General features: G+C 38.5%; 22 protein-coding genes and 2 riboswitches. Of the genes, 10 read left to right on the forward strand and 12 right to left on the reverse strand.

The window, feature by feature from the left end; translation table 11 throughout:
- Positions 1-145: 145 nt before the first annotated feature.
- Entirely contained in the window at positions 146-592 is a 447-nt protein-coding gene (locus ACFX4G_RS10550; protein ID WP_377574496.1) for a GNAT family N-acetyltransferase, read from the forward strand.
- Between the two features lie 329 nt (positions 593-921).
- On the opposite strand, the gene ACFX4G_RS10555 is transcribed toward ACFX4G_RS10550, so the two are convergent.
- Positions 922-1,278, reverse strand: a complete 357-nt coding sequence (locus ACFX4G_RS10555) for a hypothetical protein (RefSeq protein WP_097825230.1) — start codon at positions 1,276-1,278, stop codon at positions 922-924.
- Positions 1,279-1,345: 67 nt separating this feature from the next.
- The gene (locus tag ACFX4G_RS10560; protein WP_013057742.1) at positions 1,346-2,212 is read right to left on the reverse strand and encodes a YitT family protein; all 867 of its coding nucleotides are present in this window, start codon (positions 2,210-2,212) and stop codon (positions 1,346-1,348) included.
- 162 nt (positions 2,213-2,374) lie between these two features.
- On the opposite strand from ACFX4G_RS10560, the gene cobT reads away from it, so the two are divergent.
- The gene (cobT, locus tag ACFX4G_RS10565) at positions 2,375-3,412 is read left to right on the forward strand and encodes a nicotinate-nucleotide--dimethylbenzimidazole phosphoribosyltransferase (protein WP_097825229.1); all 1,038 of its coding nucleotides are present in this window, start codon (positions 2,375-2,377) and stop codon (positions 3,410-3,412) included.
- Positions 3,413-3,470: 58 nt separating this feature from the next.
- Here the strand turns inward: cobT and ACFX4G_RS10570 are convergent, their stop codons facing one another.
- Positions 3,471-3,605: a hypothetical protein gene (locus tag ACFX4G_RS10570; RefSeq protein WP_013057740.1), complete on the reverse strand. Its 135-nt coding sequence runs from the start codon at positions 3,603-3,605 to the stop codon at positions 3,471-3,473.
- 318 nt (positions 3,606-3,923) lie between these two features.
- Between ACFX4G_RS10570 and ACFX4G_RS10575 the strand changes: the two genes are divergently transcribed.
- Entirely contained in the window at positions 3,924-4,604 is a 681-nt protein-coding gene (locus ACFX4G_RS10575; RefSeq protein WP_043981485.1) for an FHA domain-containing protein, read from the forward strand.
- A 15-nt stretch (positions 4,605-4,619) separates the two neighbouring features.
- Here ACFX4G_RS10575 and ACFX4G_RS10580 read toward each other — a convergent pair whose 3' ends face one another.
- From ACFX4G_RS10580 to ACFX4G_RS10590, 3 genes are all read right to left on the reverse strand, one after another.
- The gene (locus ACFX4G_RS10580) at positions 4,620-5,387 is read right to left on the reverse strand and encodes a class I SAM-dependent methyltransferase (RefSeq protein ID WP_025751167.1); all 768 of its coding nucleotides are present in this window, start codon (positions 5,385-5,387) and stop codon (positions 4,620-4,622) included.
- 193 nt (positions 5,388-5,580) lie between these two features.
- Positions 5,581-6,042, reverse strand: a complete 462-nt coding sequence (locus ACFX4G_RS10585; RefSeq protein WP_097825228.1) for a DinB family protein — start codon at positions 6,040-6,042, stop codon at positions 5,581-5,583.
- Between the two features lie 120 nt (positions 6,043-6,162).
- The gene (locus tag ACFX4G_RS10590; RefSeq protein ID WP_013057736.1) at positions 6,163-6,438 is read right to left on the reverse strand and encodes an AbrB/MazE/SpoVT family DNA-binding domain-containing protein; all 276 of its coding nucleotides are present in this window, start codon (positions 6,436-6,438) and stop codon (positions 6,163-6,165) included.
- A gap of 412 nt (positions 6,439-6,850) precedes the next feature.
- Between ACFX4G_RS10590 and rpsN the strand changes: the two genes are divergently transcribed.
- Positions 6,851-7,120: a 30S ribosomal protein S14 gene (gene rpsN / locus ACFX4G_RS10595; protein ID WP_013083817.1), complete on the forward strand. Its 270-nt coding sequence runs from the start codon at positions 6,851-6,853 to the stop codon at positions 7,118-7,120.
- A gap of 29 nt (positions 7,121-7,149) precedes the next feature.
- Here the strand turns inward: rpsN and ACFX4G_RS10600 are convergent, their stop codons facing one another.
- On the reverse strand, positions 7,150-8,901 hold the full coding sequence (locus tag ACFX4G_RS10600; protein WP_377574503.1) for an N-acetylmuramoyl-L-alanine amidase family protein: 1,752 nt from the start codon (positions 8,899-8,901) through the stop codon (positions 7,150-7,152).
- Between the two features lie 560 nt (positions 8,902-9,461).
- Here ACFX4G_RS10600 and ACFX4G_RS10605 point away from each other — a divergent pair.
- Complete coding sequence (locus ACFX4G_RS10605) at positions 9,462-9,995, forward strand: GrpB family protein (protein ID WP_377574506.1); 534 nt, start codon at positions 9,462-9,464, stop codon at positions 9,993-9,995.
- A 36-nt stretch (positions 9,996-10,031) separates the two neighbouring features.
- Here ACFX4G_RS10605 and ACFX4G_RS10610 read toward each other — a convergent pair whose 3' ends face one another.
- The 4 genes from ACFX4G_RS10610 to ACFX4G_RS10625 form a co-directional block, all read right to left on the reverse strand.
- Positions 10,032-10,721 (reverse strand): DUF4397 domain-containing protein, encoded by a 690-nt coding sequence (locus ACFX4G_RS10610; RefSeq protein ID WP_377574509.1) that lies wholly within the window; start codon positions 10,719-10,721, stop codon positions 10,032-10,034.
- Positions 10,722-10,836: 115 nt separating this feature from the next.
- Positions 10,837-11,274 carry a hypothetical protein gene (locus ACFX4G_RS10615; protein WP_016764734.1) on the reverse strand — a complete coding sequence of 146 codons (438 nt, stop codon included), beginning with the start codon at positions 11,272-11,274 and terminating at the stop codon, positions 10,837-10,839.
- Between the two features lie 92 nt (positions 11,275-11,366).
- A complete protein-coding gene (gene nfsA / locus ACFX4G_RS10620) occupies positions 11,367-12,104 on the reverse strand; it encodes an oxygen-insensitive NADPH nitroreductase (RefSeq protein ID WP_016764733.1) in 738 nt (245 codons plus the stop codon).
- Between the two features lie 29 nt (positions 12,105-12,133).
- On the reverse strand, positions 12,134-12,418 hold the full coding sequence (locus ACFX4G_RS10625) for a putative quinol monooxygenase (RefSeq protein ID WP_013057729.1): 285 nt from the start codon (positions 12,416-12,418) through the stop codon (positions 12,134-12,136).
- A gap of 204 nt (positions 12,419-12,622) precedes the next feature.
- Between ACFX4G_RS10625 and ACFX4G_RS10630 the strand changes: the two genes are divergently transcribed.
- Complete coding sequence (locus tag ACFX4G_RS10630; protein ID WP_013083811.1) at positions 12,623-12,937, forward strand: ArsR/SmtB family transcription factor; 315 nt, start codon at positions 12,623-12,625, stop codon at positions 12,935-12,937.
- A 19-nt stretch (positions 12,938-12,956) separates the two neighbouring features.
- On the opposite strand, the gene ACFX4G_RS10635 is transcribed toward ACFX4G_RS10630, so the two are convergent.
- A complete protein-coding gene (locus ACFX4G_RS10635) occupies positions 12,957-13,292 on the reverse strand; it encodes a CHY zinc finger protein (protein WP_377574512.1) in 336 nt (111 codons plus the stop codon).
- A gap of 177 nt (positions 13,293-13,469) precedes the next feature.
- Between ACFX4G_RS10635 and ACFX4G_RS10640 the strand changes: the two genes are divergently transcribed.
- From ACFX4G_RS10640 to kdpA, 4 genes are all read left to right on the forward strand, one after another.
- Positions 13,470-14,537: an undecaprenyldiphospho-muramoylpentapeptide beta-N-acetylglucosaminyltransferase gene (locus tag ACFX4G_RS10640; protein WP_013057726.1), complete on the forward strand. Its 1,068-nt coding sequence runs from the start codon at positions 13,470-13,472 to the stop codon at positions 14,535-14,537.
- Between the two features lie 158 nt (positions 14,538-14,695).
- A riboswitch (cyclic di-AMP (ydaO/yuaA leader) is annotated at positions 14,696-14,838 on the forward strand.
- Positions 14,839-14,910: 72 nt separating this feature from the next.
- Positions 14,911-15,048 (forward strand): hypothetical protein, encoded by a 138-nt coding sequence (locus tag ACFX4G_RS10645; RefSeq protein ID WP_176521350.1) that lies wholly within the window; start codon positions 14,911-14,913, stop codon positions 15,046-15,048.
- Positions 15,049-15,063: 15 nt separating this feature from the next.
- Positions 15,064-15,204: riboswitch (cyclic di-AMP (ydaO/yuaA leader) on the forward strand.
- 383 nt (positions 15,205-15,587) lie between these two features.
- Positions 15,588-15,668: a K(+)-transporting ATPase subunit F gene (kdpF, locus tag ACFX4G_RS10650; RefSeq protein ID WP_063611563.1), complete on the forward strand. Its 81-nt coding sequence runs from the start codon at positions 15,588-15,590 to the stop codon at positions 15,666-15,668.
- Positions 15,669-15,692: 24 nt separating this feature from the next.
- Complete coding sequence (gene kdpA, locus ACFX4G_RS10655; RefSeq protein WP_377574874.1) at positions 15,693-17,354, forward strand: potassium-transporting ATPase subunit KdpA; 1,662 nt, start codon at positions 15,693-15,695, stop codon at positions 17,352-17,354.
- Positions 17,355-17,356: the final 2 nt, after the last annotated feature.

A 17,356-nucleotide genomic window follows, 5' to 3' on the forward strand; every position in this document is an offset into this window, starting at 1 on the left:
TTTCTCTCATCAACCATAAGCCGTATAAGGTTGTTTGCTTTAAATACCCCTTGTGTAAAAGTAGAGAGCTTTTCACGAAAACGAAAGGAAAAAGAGTATGGCTATCGAATTATGTTAAGAGCGTTGAGCTAAAAGGAGTGATTAAATGGTTGTCATTCGACAGGCGGTTGAAACTGATCGAGAGCGACTGGCTACGTTAATGCAAGAATATATAGTGAAATTCTGTGAGCGGCCTGCCCCTTCCAGGAAAGCTTTAACTTTACATATTAAGCGCTTATTGAATAATCCTTCCTATGGTATCCAGTTTGTTGCTGAATTGGAAGGGAAACTAGTAGGTTTTGCGACGGTGTACCTATCGTGGAGCACCTATTATTTTAAAGAAACAGCCGTCTTAAAAGACTTGTACGTATCTCCTTTAAACAGAGGAAATAAAATTGGTGAACGTTTGTTTAAGATCTGCCTGGCCTATTCTCAAAAGTATGAGTTTGCAGGGATGACCGCTGAGTGCAGCAGTGAAAATAAAGTGGCTCAAAACCTTTATCAAAAGATGAACGGTAAAGAAAATGCAGGGGTTCAATATCGTTTTTTTTAAGAGAAGTGCAGCTTTTACTTTTAAGACTTCTACTAAATGGCAAAAATATGTTATAGTATGAAAAGTGAAATTGATGAAAATGTCGGTGGGCTATATTGTTAGATGATCGTATCAATAGTAGGGGGAAGTTGGACTAGCTGTTTGAAAGGCGGCCATCCTATTTTTAGTATAGCCGCAAGGAAGGAGCAGGACCTTGAAAAAAAATCCAATCTTAAACGCGTGGAAAATAGTAACTGCGACGGGCGGTTTTTTACTTGCGCTGTTTATCTTTAAAGTCCGAAAAGGAAGATAACCATATAAAGAAAGCTCCTCGATTGAGGAGCTTTTTATTATTTAGTAATAGGAAACGTCAAGGGAGTCACTGTTGATAAAGAATCTCTGTAAGAATGATAGGTGAAATAATGACGTGTTGGACTATAAATAGTCATGTAAAGTAAATAATCATATTTCGTTTCCATATAGAAAAAAACCCCGTCTGCGCGCAGTGTATAAAAAGAGTACGAAATCCCGAGCAGCGTTTGCTTTTGTACGCTTGTGCTTGGATTTTCTTTAATCCATTCATACAGTTCAAACACACTCACTCCTGGTGATGATTGCAGCGTATGTACTTTGTCATATAACTTATCAGATACATCGGAAACCGACTGTTTTAATTGGTGAAATAAGTTGGACATTTGTTCTTTCATAGTGGTGATCTCCTTTACCGGTAGTCAGCTATTAGCATGCTCAGAGAAATCCACGCTTATGTATAAGTTAGTGGATGGCTGATTTGAATTTGCCGCCATGCGCTTCTTGGGTATCCATAATGGTTGTAAAGGCATGCGGATCTATTTCGGAAATAATGGTTTTAAGCTTGGTAATTTCTAAACGCGTCACCACTACGTATATGACTTCTTTTTCCGTACCTTCAAATCCGCCTTTACCATACAGTTTCGTCACGCCACGGCCTAGACGATGCGTAATAGCATCTGATAGCTCTTCATAGTGATTTGAAACAATAAAGGCTGCTTTTGTTTCATCAAGTCCTTGAATAATCGCATCGATTGTTTTAGAAGCAATATAGTACGTAAGGATCGAGTACATGGCCTGTTCCCAACCTAGCACAAAACCTGCCCAAGCAAAAATGAAGATATTTAAAAACATCACAAATTCGCCCACAGAAAACGGGATTTTTTTGGTTAATAAAATACCTAAAATCTCAGTTCCGTCTAACGCTCCGCCGTGACGGATGACCGTTCCTACACCTGCTCCTAACAGCAGCCCGCCAAATACAGTAGCAAGAAGCGGTTCAGATGTCACAGCTGGAACATGGTGCAACTGAGATTCTACAATGGATAAAGCAACAACTGCAAACATAGATGAAAAGCAGAAGTTACGACCAATTTGTTTGTATCCACTATATAAAAAAGGGAGATTAAAGATGATGATAAGAAGGCTGAACGGCAATTTCGTTAAGTAAACTAAAATTAGAGAAATACCGATAATACCGCCATCAATTACAGAATTTGGGACTAAAAATAATTCGATAGAAACGGCAGCCAAGGAAGCCCCAATTAACATCATAATGTAGCGATAAATGAGCCGACCTGCCTTTTCCTTTTTGTGCTGTTTCGTTGTCATAAAATCTTTCCTTTCAAAATACTGCCTATACGCAACTCTTACTAGTATAACTAAGTCTTGGGAACTCTATCCAATTATCTACTTTAAAAAAGACTAGCCAGAATAAACAAAATCCTGTTAAATTAAACGGTAGACATTTGCTGAAATAAAGGAGCTGTACATATGATAAACGTTTATATTCCAGCGCTTGAAACAAGCGCTGGCGAAAAAGCGGCACGCTATATTGATACATTAACCAAACCGATAGGAAGCCTTGGAAGACTCGAAGAAATAGCAGTGGAATTAGCGGCCATGACCGGGGAAGTTTTTCCGACAGTCACGCCGCCAGGAGTCCTCGTTTTTGCAGGCGATCATGGAATTGTAAAAGAAGGAGTTTCAGCTTATCCGCAAGACGTAACGGCACAAATGGCGCTGAATTTTTTGCAGGGAGGAGCAGCTATTAACGTGTTTAGTCAGCAAATAGATGCCCAGTTCAAACTGATTGACATCGGAATTGCTTCTGACCTTTCCCATACGGACCTTGTACAACGCAAAGTGAAGCTGGGCACAGCAAGTTTTTATAAAGAAGATGCGATGACGCGCAGTGAGGCAGAACTGGCTGTTCAAGTCGGATATGAAGAAGCTGAAGAGCTTATTGCCCAAGGAATTAAATGTTTGATTGTAGGAGAAATGGGCATCGGAAATACTACATCAAGCACGGCTATTTTAGCTGTATTGACAGGAGAAAAAGTCTCTAAGCTTGCAGGAATGGGCACAGGGATTTCTGACGAACAACTGCGCCACAAAGTGAATGTGATTGAAGAAGCGCTGCAAAACAGGCACATCAACCCTCAGGATCCGATTGATATTATTAGTAAAATAGGGGGGCTTGAAATTGCCGGGATGACAGGTGCTATGCTGGCGGCAGCTGCTCACCGTATTCCTATTTTAGTAGATGGTTTTATATGTACAGTTGCAGCCCTTCTAGCGACAGAAATCAATACACAAGCAAGAGACTATATGTTTGCTAGTCACGAATCTGTTGAACAAGGTCATGCGTGTGCAATGAAGCTTCTTGGCAAGAAACCGCTCCTCAACCTCAATCTTCGTTTAGGTGAGGGAAGTGGAGCTGCTGTTACATTTCCACTGCTGCACTCAGCTTCACTGATGATTGCCAATATGGCCACATTTCAATCTGCGGGAGTGTCTGAGAAAGAATAAACCTAAAAAAGACATGGGAACAAAACCATGTCTTTTTTCTTTATTTTATAAAAAAATCTTATATTTTTAACATCATAAACCAATAAATGCTAAAGCTAGCACCTGTTAAAATAAATGATCCAATAATTAACAATACCAGTGCAACGCGTCGTTTAATCGCTTGAATTTCTCTATCTTTTGGCAAACGTCCCATTGGTCTTCCTCCATTATGTAAATATTTCACGTATTTTCCTATTTTACTTCGCTTTAAAAAGAGAGAACATATGTCAAAGTTACTAAAAATCAAATTATTTTACAAAAAAATTGTATCCCCGTTACAGCAGGGCAAAGAATACGTATTTTTTCAGTTAGAAAAGGACTGCTCTAAAGGTTTACTTACATTGCAACAACCTTTATCATATAACTGACTATACTATGATGTTATCCAAAGTTGGAAGAAATCTCAATAAATGTGAGTGTTATAATTACATGATAAGAGTCAGAAAATTTTAAAAAAGAGTGTGAGCAAACAATGAACGGTATGTTGATTATTCGGAACGGTGCTCCTTTTTATGAAGGAGCTTCCGTGCCTATTCCAAAAGATAAAGCCTGTATTATCGGACGAAGCAGTGAAGAATGGGAGCCTTATCTGGCCTTCCAAAGTGCTTACATTTCACGCAAGCATTTTGAAGTAACGTACGAAAGCAATGCCTTTTTCATTACAGACTTGTTTAGTAAACACGGGACAAAAGTAAACGGAGAAGAGTTACAGCCTGGAACCCCTCGTTTATTGAAAGAGCAGGATGTCATTACCTTAGCAAATGAGGAGGCAGCTTTAGTATTTAGAAATGATGATATGGATGCAACCCTCGATTTAGGACCTTTGCTAAAACAAATAAATAAGCCATTTTACACATTAGATCCAATTTTGCAGAAAGTAAAAGTAAAAGAGGAAACGTATATTCTGTCAGATAAAGAATACTCGTGCTTAGCTTATCTTCTAGAATACAACAATCAATTTGTTTCAAAAGAAGCATTAAAAAAAAGCGTTTGGCCTGAACGAGTAGAGTCAAATGGAGAAATTCTAGTAGCAGCAGAAGAGCTGAATGCGCTGATTTACCGGGTTCGCAAAAAAATAGGAACATATTTAGAAATCGAAGTGATTCGAGGAAAAGGGTATTGGCTGCACTTTAACGAAAATGGACGTGAATAGAATCACGTCCATTTTTTAATCTCGTTTTACAGCATGTACACGTATATGTTTAGCTTCTGCTAGCCAAGATCCATTTTGAAATAGTTTGTCTTGCATTCGATTTTCTAAGCGCGTAATGAGAACATTTTTAGTTTCTGTCGTCACGTGAGCAAAAAGAGGGGCTGCATTTGTTTCCAGCCAATTACGCAAGCCGTTTTCCCCTTTTAACAAGAAGGGACGGCTGTAGTGAATAGCCGTGGTGACTTGAAAATTCTGTGATTCCAAAAGAGAAGAATATTCAGCTACAGAAGGAAAGTACCATGGGAAATCTACATCGTTATAAGGGATATCAAACGTTTTAAATTGACGAATGATTTCTGTGAAAATTTCGTCCATGTTTCCTTTTCCCCAAAATTCTGCTACAAATCGGCCGTTTGGTTTTAAAGCATTGTAAATGTTTTTAATGACAAGGTGAGGGGGACGGATGTCGTGTAAAGTTGCATTTGAAAAAACTGCGTCAAATTGTTCGTAATAAGGAAGGTTAAGGGCATTTAACTGTTCAAAGGATAGAGTCGGGTACTGATGACGAGCTTGTTCAATCATATTTTCAGAGCAATCGATGCCCGTTGCACGGACATGAAGCTTATGGAGCTGCGAAATAAATTCGCCAGTGCCGCAGCCAATATCTAAAATATGTTCGCCAGCTTGAGGAGAAAGAAGGTTCATAGCACTTCCTCCAAATGAAGAAACAAACGGAAGATGATACACTTGAGCAATTTTTTGTTGGTTAACAGTTTGACTCATGAAGTGATTCCTCCTTTGTAAAAGATGATGACTATCGTTTTATAAGAAGAAACAAGCTTTGAATAGTAGATATGAAGTTATTGATAGAATTATACCATATATCTTACTTATTATGCCGAAAACTGCAAAGAAAAAGCGCACCAAACTTCTAGCTTGGGCGCTTACAAGCACGAACTATTTTATAACCATTAACTTAACCAAACTGAACAAATAGGGGAAGATCCGTATGACCCATCTCACGTACGTAGACGTATAAATTTCCTTTATGATGAATTTCATGGTCAATGGCCATTTGTAAAAGTTGACTTCCAGGAAGCTTTCTTCCAAACGCTGCAGTGGCGTCAATTGTTTTGTTTAAATCATCTTCGCTAAGTGAACGTAATACGTCTACTGTTTTTTGGGTATATTCAGCTGCAAGGTCCGATAATGACTTACCGCTAAAATCAGCTTTTTGACCAAGTGGCGATAAATCACCGGATTTTACCACTGATGCAAATGCATAAAAGGATGTTAAAATATGCGTAGATAAGTCAAAAGCGGACATAGATGTCGGGGCAGGCTTGTATTCGTAGTGACCTGCTTCAATTTTGTTGATTAATTCATTAGTTACGTTTCGATGCGCTAAAAAGTGATGAGTCATTTGTTCAACTGTCATGATAAAAGGCTCCTTTATTATGTATTCGCTTCTGAGTATAGCATCTGGAAATCAGAAAGCGAAGAAAAAACTTTAACAAAAAGAAAAACAGCTGCATGTGAGCAGCTGCTTTTCTTTTTATTAGAAATTACGTTGTTTTAATTCTTCAAGCAATAACTCCATACCTTCGCGGCTTAAAGTTAATTTGCCATCTGCGATTGTTACGTTGTCAGAAGATACTTCGCCAGTAATCGCACAAGCACCGTTCGGCTCATATTTCTTTAAAATAATTCGATCTGTTTCGACAAAAATTTCAACAGGATCTTTTACATCTATTTCAAGAACACGTCTTAACTCTTTAGGAATTACGATACGACCTAAATCATCTACTTTTCTTACAATACCAGTCGATTTCATTTTTTAATCACCTTTACTTTTATATTTTATTGAGTACGCAAAATATTATTTTTGGAATTTCTAAGATGATTATATACTAGATAACCGCTAAATTTGTCGAAGTTATTAATATGTAAATGAACTGTAATATTATTGAAATATTATCTGTAAATACAAATCCTCCTACAATATGGAATATGTAGGGCTCTTTGTATGATATAGGAGATGCAGTAATTAATTACATTTGACATACAATTTTTTTTATGTTTATACAGCAGCGTGGGGGTAGAGTACATCTAAGCGTGAAAGCAAACAAGTTGAAAAAATGAAGCAAATATGATTAAATTTAAAAAGTAACTTGCTCAAAATAATTAAATCGTAATGATTACGTATTTCAAATAAAAATTATTAAAACGAAAGGATGACAAAGAGTTTGGCTAAAAAATCAAAAGTGGTAAAAGAACAAAAACGTCAAGAGATGGTAGCGAAGTATGCGCAATTACGCCAGGAGCTGAAGGAAAAAGGAGATTACGAAGCGTTAAAAAAATTGCCTCGAGATTCTTCACCAACGCGTTTAAATAATCGCTGCCGCGTTACCGGTCGTCCGCGAGGCTATCTTAGAAAATTTGAAATGTCACGCATCGCGTTTAGGGAATTGGCCTACAAAGGACAAATTCCAGGGGTTAAAAAAGCAAGCTGGTAGTATAAAAGCCCTCATTATGAGGGCTTTTATTATTTATTAGCTGCAAAATATCGAGCAATCCCTTGGTAAATACCTGTAGATATTTGCTGCTGATACGCGTTAGAAGAAACAACTTGCTCATCGTGAACATTTGATAAAAAGCCTAATTCAAGAAGTACAGCCCGCTGGTTGTTTTCTCGAGTAACATAATAATCTCCAAAACGAACCCCCATATCCTTCATAGAAGGCGCGTTTTCAGCCATGCTTTCTTGAATGTATTTTGCTAATTCTTTATCTTTAGATTCACTGTAATAAAATGATGCGATGCCGTTTGCAGAAGATGAAGTAGACGCGTTATAGTGAATGCTGATAAATGCATCTGCATGCTTTGCTTCACTAACATTCACCCGTCCGCTCAGTGAAATAAAAGTATCGTTTGAACGCGTCATAAATACATTTGCTCCAGCATTAGCTAAGCGGCTTGCCACAAGTTTTGCTGTTGTTAACGCTAAATTTTTCTCAATCGATGACTTGCCTGAAGTGCCAGGATCATATCCGCCGTGCCCAGCGTCTACTACAATAATTTTATCTTTTAAAGCAGCAGATGAGGAAGGCAAGCTAGCTGAAGTTGTAGAATCAGCCGCAGCTGTTAACCCTTTTGATACCCATGCTGTTTGACTGGCAGAGTACTGAATTTGCACCCAGTCATTCGTTTCGTTTACTTTTTTGAATCTTTCACCTGCTTTTGCTACACGGATAATTCCAGCACTTAAACTCGGCTGAGTGCGTAAATTTGAAGCTTTTGTAATTTGAATCGACTGGGCTGTTTGTGAAGACTGTCCAGAACCTGTTTGTAAGTATTGACTTGCCACCCAGCCTGTTTTGCCGCTTGCTGTTTTAATCTGGGACCAGGATCCGCTTTCTTTTAACACGGTTACTTTTGCATTTCGCGGTAAGTTCGTCACAATGGACGCGCTTGTGCTCGCAGAAGAACGAACGTTTAATGAACTGGCGTTAACGACCGCTGGCTTGGTTGCCGTAGAACCAGAGTCATTAGTCGGCGTAGAAGAACCGGAGCTTGCTTGTAGGTACTGACTTGCTACCCAGCCCGTTTGACCGCTTGCCGTTTTAACCTGTGACCAAGACCCGCTTTCTTTTACCACCGTTACTTTCGAATTGCGCGGTAAGTTCGTCACGAGGGATGCGCTTGTGCTTGCAGAAGAGCGAACGTTTAATGAGCTGGCATTAACGACCGCTGACTTCGATGTTGTAGACCCAGAATCTTTAGCTGGCGCAGAAGAACCGGAGTCTGCTTTTAAGTACTGACTTGCCACCCAGCCCGTTTGACCGCTTGCCGTTTTAATCTGTGACCAAGACCCGCTTTCTTTTACCACCGTTACTTTTGCATTTCGCGGTAAGTTTGTCACGAGGGATGCGCTTGTGCTTGCAGAAGAGCGAACGTTTAATGAGCTGGTATTAACCACCGCTGACTTCGATGTCGAATTTGCGGTAGACGTACTGTTTATTTGCGTTTTATTTATGTATTGAGATGAGATCCAAGCTTCTTTACCGTTATAGGTAATTTTAGCCCATCCTTTGCTTTCATCTACTATATCAACGGTGTTTCCCTTCGTTATTTTTCCAACGATAGCACCGCTTGTACTAGGCGTTGCACGTACATTTAACGATGTAGCAGTTACTTTGGCCGATTCAGCTGCATCTGCATCAATTGAATGCAAAAGCAATGAAGAGCTTAAAAGAACAGAAGAAACGGCTGTGTACATGACATGTTTTTTATTCATTTTTTCCTCCTTGCAAATTACAAATTTCAACATAAGGTTATTGGTATACAAAGCATATATCGGCAAATAGTCCAAAATTTTGAGTTAAATCTACTATTATCTCATAATACCGATATTATCCATCATACTATATGTCGAAATTCAATTGTATAATGAATTTGAACTATCTGCCATCCTTAACGATAAAATTTTACATTAATGTAAAATATAATTATATTAAAGGTGGAATTTAGCGATATTAAAGACCTTTAATCCTTTGTTCATCTACATTTTGAGGATATGTCTTCTACTAGTAAGAACGTAAAATAGTATAAAACAGCTGAGTGTGAATATGATAGAGGAGAGATAGAAAATAAAAGCGTATCTATCTTTTGGAGGAGGAAACATCCACAATTATGAAACATGTAGAATAAAAATAACAAAAATATATAAAATAATACAAAGCCTGTCTGGAGGGGTATAAAGCTCGTAGCATAAACTAAAAGTAAATAGTTAGAAAATTCTTTCTTTTTACTTTGAAACATGGTACAGTATAAAAAAGTGAAAGGGTGGAAACTGATATGCGAAAGATTGTTCAGTATGAAACAAAGTGGTCGCTTTTGTATCAAATGGAAAAAGAAGCGTTGCTTAATACACTAAAAGATTTTTCAGTAGACATCGAACATATTGGAAGCACGTCCGTTCCAGGATTGGCTGGTTCACCAATCGTTGATATTTTAATCGGAGTCAAACGCGAAGAAGATATAAATGAAGTGCGCGCTATATTAAAAAATAAATCTCACGTATATGTATCGGAAAAAGAGATGTTTGTCTTATTAAAAGAAGGCGTTCCAGCTGCACACTACCCTCCAATTATGACAGCTAAAAATGCCCGTAAACTCATTCCACATGATGCGAGAAGAAGTCATGTGTACGTAACGGTCAGTGAATCACCTTACTGGAACGAACGAATTAATTTCAGGGAGCAGTTACGCTCGAACGAACGTGCTAGAAAAAAATATGAAGGTATGAAATACGAGCTTTCAAAACGACTGTGGAACGATATTTCTACCTATGAGTACAAAAAAGAGGAATTCATTCAGCGCAGTCTATAAAAAACGTCATTTCAATTGAAATGACGTTTTTTTTAATTAATTATCTTGTAAAACAATGGTCTCAAGCTTGTCAGCAGTATTTACTGCGAGAACCGTATAGTTTTTACCGCTTTGAAGATTTGTTCCAGGAAGACTTAGTATTTCTTTTCCATCTGCCGTGGAAACAGATAGATCATACGAACCCGGATTTACTACTTGATAACCTGAAATGCTTTTAAAAGACAGATCTTTAAATAAAGGAGCAGCACCTTTAGGACCTACGTTTACCGCAGGAGCATCAGGAGATAAATGAGCAACACGTAAGCTTGCTTTTCCATCCATTCCTTGCTTATTATTCGTGAAAGCTTGTAGTTCAAGGTTTTCTACTTTATTTACAGCGGCCACTGTATACGATTTTCCGCCGTCTACAACAAGGGTAGCTTCGATGATGGAATCTTTTGTCCCTTTTGTCCCTTTTGTCTTCGCTTCGTATACTTCTACTTTATGAGAACCGGCTGCCAAAGGCAAAGAGTTGGCGACATCTTTAAACTTTGCTCCTTCTACTAAAGCTTTGTCATCCACAAAAATGTCTACAGCCGGAGCATCCGGTGAAGCATGAACGATGCGAACTTCTGCATTTTGAGCTGTTCGCTCATCTGCAGCAGGAGGTGTTTCAGCGGCAAATACTAACATGCGGCTAAGTGCCAAGAAGGCAATCACTGCTGCCATTACGAATAGTCGTTTCATCAAGTATCACTCCTTTTTTAGTATACACAGCTTTATGTAAAGAGAAGGACTGTGCAGTTGTTAGCGTATACTAAATAAAATCAACTATTCGTTTGTTTGTTAACTTTTGATGTGTTTACTGAGATTTCTGACGAAAAAATCGAAGAATAGCCAAAATATTGTACAGAGCTGTTAAGAGCCATGTCAGTAAAAAGCCTAGGCCAAGCCCAATATTGGCATCTATATACGTATGCGTGAAGTCATCATATACGACGTAGGAAAGAGGAGCAATCGACAGTAAAAATAGAAGAAAAAACAAAAGCGTTTTCCATTTGTTTGACGTGAAGGTTAAACAAAAGAAAAGGAAAGCAGCGAACAATAGAAGACCGTCTCGAATAGCCCAAGGTAAAACGCCGATATGTGGATTAGCAAGAAGAAAAGTCGGAACAATTGAAAGGAGGAAAAGGAGAGAAAGTAAAGTCACGTGAAGAGTGTGCTTTTTTGTAAAAGCTGGCACCAATAAAAACGCTGCGGTTGCGCTTAAAAGAAAATTACAAATTAAAATAAACTCCATATCAACACCTCATTTATCGAGTATTACTTTTAGTCTATTCAGCACGCTGTTAAAGTAGATAAAAAAGCTGCGATGTTCATCGCAGCTTTTGGTTATTCGAATTTAAATCCTTGTTTTTCAAGCATCGCTCGCACTTCTGGGTAATAAATGGTTTTATAAATAGCTGATACAGTTTGTGACCAGTTGCGGTCATCAGCACCGTTTGTTCTCTTTTTCATATACTCTGCCATTTCAGCATCATAGTCTTGAATCAATGACTTTAAGTCGTGATTATAGCTTTCACGATGGTGCACAGCAGCTTGTGGCAATCGAGGTTTTTTCGCAGAATGATCTGCCGGATGTCCAACCACAAGACCGCTTACTGGGAATACGTATTCCGGTAAATCTAGCAGTTCAATGACTTCTAGCGGCTTTCTGCGAATTCCTCCGATTGGAACTGTACCTAAACCGAGTGATTCTGCTGCAACTGTTGCGGCTTCTAAAGAAATTCCAGCATCAGTTGCCCCGACTAAAATTGACTCAAGCCCATCGGTTACACCAAGAGGGGCATCGTTAAGTTCAGCTGCAATCTTAGCACGATTAAAATCTGCACAAAAGATTAAAAATAGAGGAGCTTGGTCAATCCACGCTTGGTTGCCGGCAAGCTCTGAAAGTTTTTTCTTCTTTTCTTTATCTTGGACGCTAATAATAGTCACTTGCTGTCCATTAATAGAAGAAGCGGCTGACTGAGCAGATTGAATAATCGTATCTAAATGCTCGTCACTTACTGCTTCGTCTGTATACTGACGGATAGAACGATGATCTTGAATTGTACGAATTGCTTCATTCATGATGCGTCATCCTTTCAAAGAAGTTATGATTAACCTTGTAATGTTTTTACATCTAAAGGTGCTACAAGTACGCCAGTTTGAGCAAATGCTACAAAACTTTGGAAGTGAGCTGATTTATTGTGTGCTTGAATTGCTTCTTCGCTTTTCCACTCTTCAATCATCATAAATGTGTTAGGTGTAAAAGCATCTTCAAATAGTTGATAGTTGCTGTTTCCTTCTTCTTGTAAAGAATGCTTAATTAGTTCTTGTACGTTTTCTAAAAATTCTTCTCTTTTTGCTGGGTTAACTTTCATTGAAGCTTGTAAATGAATCATGGGTGATTCCTCCTTTAATAATGATGGTGCTTTATATTATTTGTTTTGTTTTTAATCTTTCATTCAATTTATGATTAAAATGAAGATAAGTTCGAATATCATCGAACAATGAAACTATAACATCGATTAAATAACAGTGCAAGGAATTTAGTTCGAAAGTTATCGAACATTGATACACAAAAGAAGCTGTGTTATATTTTAAGCATGAGAAAACCTTATCAACCACCGAAATCTGAAATTAAATTAACGCCTATTTTACACGCGTTGAGTGATCCTAACCGGCTGCGAATTGTACAGTGTTTAGCGACAAGAAAGGAGCAGACCTGTTCGTATTATCAAAAATTAAATGTATCAAAATCAACGCTATCACATCATATTAAAGTACTTCGCGAAGCTGGAATTATCAAACTACGTATAGAAGGTACGCAGCACTATTATTCCTTGCGTTTAGAAGAACTTGAGGAATTGTTCCCAGGTTTGCTTCCTTCCATTATAAATATAGATGAGCAGTTATTTTAAAAGCTGAACAATGTTTTGTTCAGCTTTTTTGTTCAAAATAAATGTGTCCATGCAGGCTGCATCCAGGATTAAAAGAAGAACGACAGTGAGGGCAAGTCGAGTTACAGGTTAAATATTCATGAATTGATAGCTCATGTTTACATACTCCACAAAGAATAGCTTTTTCATTAAACATAGCTTTTGGCCACTTTTTAATATCATGATCAGCATATCCGTTATGACATTGATAGCATGGATAATATGTATTACAGCAATAAAATTTTATTGCAATAATATCTTTATCCGTATGATAGTGTGTACAGCGCGTTTCGGAATCCACCGTATCACCTTTTACTATAGGTGCAGATCTGTTCATTATCATCACTCCCTATGAAAAGTATAGCATGCTTTTATACGCCTTATCATACATATGTAAAAAGAAAAATGCTATAATAAAACCATCGTTTTACATGTCAGATTGCATGCTAAAAAGATCAGATAAAAATTGATGTCAAAACAGATCGATTAAGTGAAGTAAAGAGAGGAAGAAAAAATGAGTAAGCAAGTTATCGTTTTTACCGGAGGCGGAACAGCTGGACACGTAACACCAAACATTGCCATTATGAAAGAATTAGACAGTGAAAAATGGGATATCCATTATGTCGGTTCTCACAATGGTATTGAGAAAGAATTAATTACAAAATTAAACGTTCCATATCATGCGATTTCAAGCGGGAAGCTGCGTCGATACGTAGATATGGAAAATGTAAAAGATGTATTTCGAGTAGCAAAAGGAGTTGGCGATGCACGTCGCGTGCTTAAAAAGTTAAAGCCTTCTCTTGTGTTTTCAAAAGGCGGTTTTGTCACAGTTCCTGTTGTAATGGCTGCTAAATCGCTAAACATTCCCGTGTTCATTCATGAAAGTGATTTAACACCGGGACTGGCAAATAAAATTGCGCAGAAATTTGCCACTAAAATTTTCACTTCTTTTGATGAAGCGGCAAACTATTTTCCAAAAGAAAAAGTGCAGGTTGTTGGTTCACCTATTCGAAAAGAATTATTTAGCGGAAGCGCAGCGAACGGGGAAAGCTGGCTTCGCTTTTATGATAAGCGCCCAATTTTAACCATTATGGGCGGAAGTTTAGGAGCACGTCGCATCAATGAAATTGTTCGAGAGTCCTTGCCTGAACTGCAAAAGAAATTTCAAATTGTACACCTGTGCGGAAAAGGTAATGTTGATACAAGCCTTGAAAAAGAGTCGGGCTACCGTCAGTTAGAATATGTAAATGAACAGCTTCCGGATGTTCTAGCGGCCACTGATTATGTGATTACACGCGGCGGATCAAATGCTATCTTTGAGTTTTTAGCCCTTCATAAACCGATGATGATTATTCCTTTGTCAAAAGCACAAAGCCGGGGAGATCAAATTTTAAATGCACAGTCCTTTAAGAAAAAAGGCTACTGTATGGTTGTGGAAGAAGAACAGTTAACAAAAGAAGTGTTTTTGCGTGAAGTAAATGAACTTCAGCAGCAGGCAAGTACGATGAAGCGTACAATGCGTGAAGCAACAAAAACGGATGCCATTTCAATTCTTGTAAATGAAATTGAGAAAATGAGCTAAAAAAAGCGTTCTTATCGAGGAGATAAGAACGCTTTTTTTCTTTGAATCTATTATTTTAAAATAATGAATACACATAGAAAAATAAAGCTTTTAAAATTTCAAAAAATGTTGTTGACAGTAAATTTTAACAGGAGTAAGATTACTCTCATGAAACGTTCCACAGTGAAACGCTGAGTCTTTTCTGAAAGAGAAGGAAAGAGCGGAGGACCCACTTATCAGGGGTGAATCTCTTAATTGAGTAGGGTTACTTTCTTGACCCGAACCCGTCAGCTAACTTCGTAAGCGTTAAGAGAGAGGATGGTGTAATCGTGGTCGTTTTCTATAACAGCGGATAGTACGCTCCTTTCCAAATACAGGTGAAAGGAGCGTCAAAATGCATTTATCTAAGCAAATGATTCAAATGATTGAATATCGGGCAATGTGCGATCAGCAATCTTTTGATCTAGCAAACCGCTATTTGTCTACGTTAGCTAATCAAAGTTTTAAACGCAGCAGTAAAAACCATAATTAAGTCTAAAAATTAAATAACAAATATACGCTTAATCAATTATGAGCGGGGGACCCAATATTTTGTACGTATGTACTAGGGGTGAATCTCTTAACTGAGTAGGGTTACTTCCATAACCCGAATCCGACAGCTAACTCCGTAAGCGTTTTGGGAGTAAAAAATTCGTGTCAATCACGGCTTATTTGTCGTGCATTAAACCGCGGAAGGGAACTCTCTTCTGCGGTTTTTTTTATGGAGAAAATAGGAGAGCAGGCTATGTCTGCACCGTAAAGAGGATATAGTAGGGCTTTTAAAACGAGATTAACAATACGTGAGGAATAAACAATCAAAGATAACCTTTCGCAGCTAGCTCACTTGGGCGTGATACTTTACGCACAGTAACAGTCAATAAGCTTAGAAACTATCTTTTTTGTTAGGAAACAGTTAGGAGGGAGCAACTTGGATATGATCATGCTTGGAATGCTTGCCATATTAACAGCTGCTATGTACGGAATTATTTGCTGGTCGTCTCATGTAGTAGACGAAAGAGAGGAGAAGTGAACATGTCGTTCATTTTGTTAGGTATTTCAGTTCTCGTTTTAATTTATTTAGTATATGTACTGTTAAACCCAGAACAATTTTAATAAGCGGAGGAATAAAACGTGGGGATTTTTCTACTATCAGTTGCGCTGCTGCTTGTTTTTGTAGCGCTTATTGCAAAGCCCGTAGGTATTTATATAGCGAATGTGTTTTCAAACGATAAAAACACTAGCTTAATAGGGAAGATAGAATCGGTGATGTTTAAAGCGGCAGGAATTAAAGGGCATAATCAGACGTGGAAGCAATATGCACTTGCTCTCGTTTTGGCGAATACGTTTATGATTTTTGTGGTGTATCTTATCTTCCGGTTTCAAGGGGTACTGCCGCTTAATCCAAACCATATTAAAGGAATGGATCCGGCTCTTGCTTTTAACACGGCTATTAGTTTTATGACAAATACGAACTTGCAGCATTACAGCGGTGAATCAGGCTTGTCCTATTTCTCGCAGATGGCAGCCGTTGTATTTATGATGTTTGCTGCACCAGCAACAGCACTTGCAGCAGCAATCGCTTTTATTCGAGGGTTGGCAGGGAAGGAAATGGGAAACTTTTTTGTTGATTTTGTAAAATCAATTACGCGTGTTTTACTTCCTATCGCTTTTATAACAGGCATTTTATTTGCTTTTTTAGGTGTCCCTCAAACGCTAAGCGGGACTGTGACTGCCCATACAATAGAAGGGGCATCACAGCAAATAGCAAGGGGACCAGTTGCTTCTTTTCTTTCAATCAAAGAGCTAGGCAACAACGGAGGAGGATTTTTTGGTGTCAATTCAGCTCATCCATTTGAAAATCCCAATGCGTGGAGCAATGTATTACAAATTGTCCTTATGCTTTTATTGCCAACCGCACTTCCTTTTACGTACGGAAAAATGATCGGACAGCGTAAGCAAGGTCGCATCTTGTTTGTAGCGATGAGTATGCTCTTTATTGTTATTTTAAGTACAGCGTTTGTAACAGAGTGGGGCGGCAACCCAAGACTTGATGCTTTTCATTTAAATGAGGCGAGCGGTTACATGGAAGGCAAAGAAGTTCGTTTTGGAGTCGGCATGTCAACTCTGTACGCCATCGTGACGACAGCGAGTGAAACAGGCGCGGTTAACGCGATGCACGATACCCTTACGCCTCTTACCGGGTTATTGACGCTTGGAAATATGATGTTAAATACCGTATTCGGCGGTGTCGGAGCAGGATTTATGAATGTCATGATGTACGTCATCATCGCCGTATTTTTATCAGGTTTAATGGTTGGAAGAACACCAGAATACGTAGGTAAAAAAATTGAAGGAAAAGAAATGAAGCTCATCGCCGTGACGCTTATTCTACAGCCGCTGTTAATTTTAGGGGGAACAGCCGTGGCGCTCACTACTCATTTAGGAATAGAAGGTATATCAAACCCAGGCTTTCACGGGTTAAGCCAGGCACTGTATGAATTTACGTCGTCAGCAGCAAACAATGGATCTGGTTTTGAAGGACTGGGTGACGCAACGCCGATTTGGAACATTTCTACGGGAATTGTTATGTATATTGGACGCTACTTCGGACTAATTACGATGCTGGCAGTATCAAGCTCACTAGCAGCTAAGCAGCTTGTTCCTGAAACACCTGGGACATTTAAAACGGATACGTCTTTATTTAGCGGCATTTTAATTGGAACTACCGTTATTGTAGGGGCACTTACGTTTTTCCCAGTGCTTGTACTTGGGCCGGTTGCTGAGTATTTAACACTGTAATA

The sequence above is a fragment of the Priestia sp. YIM B13486 genome, assembly GCF_042787865.1.
GTDB classification, from domain to species: Bacteria; Bacillota; Bacilli; order Bacillales; family Bacillaceae_H; genus Priestia; species Priestia megaterium.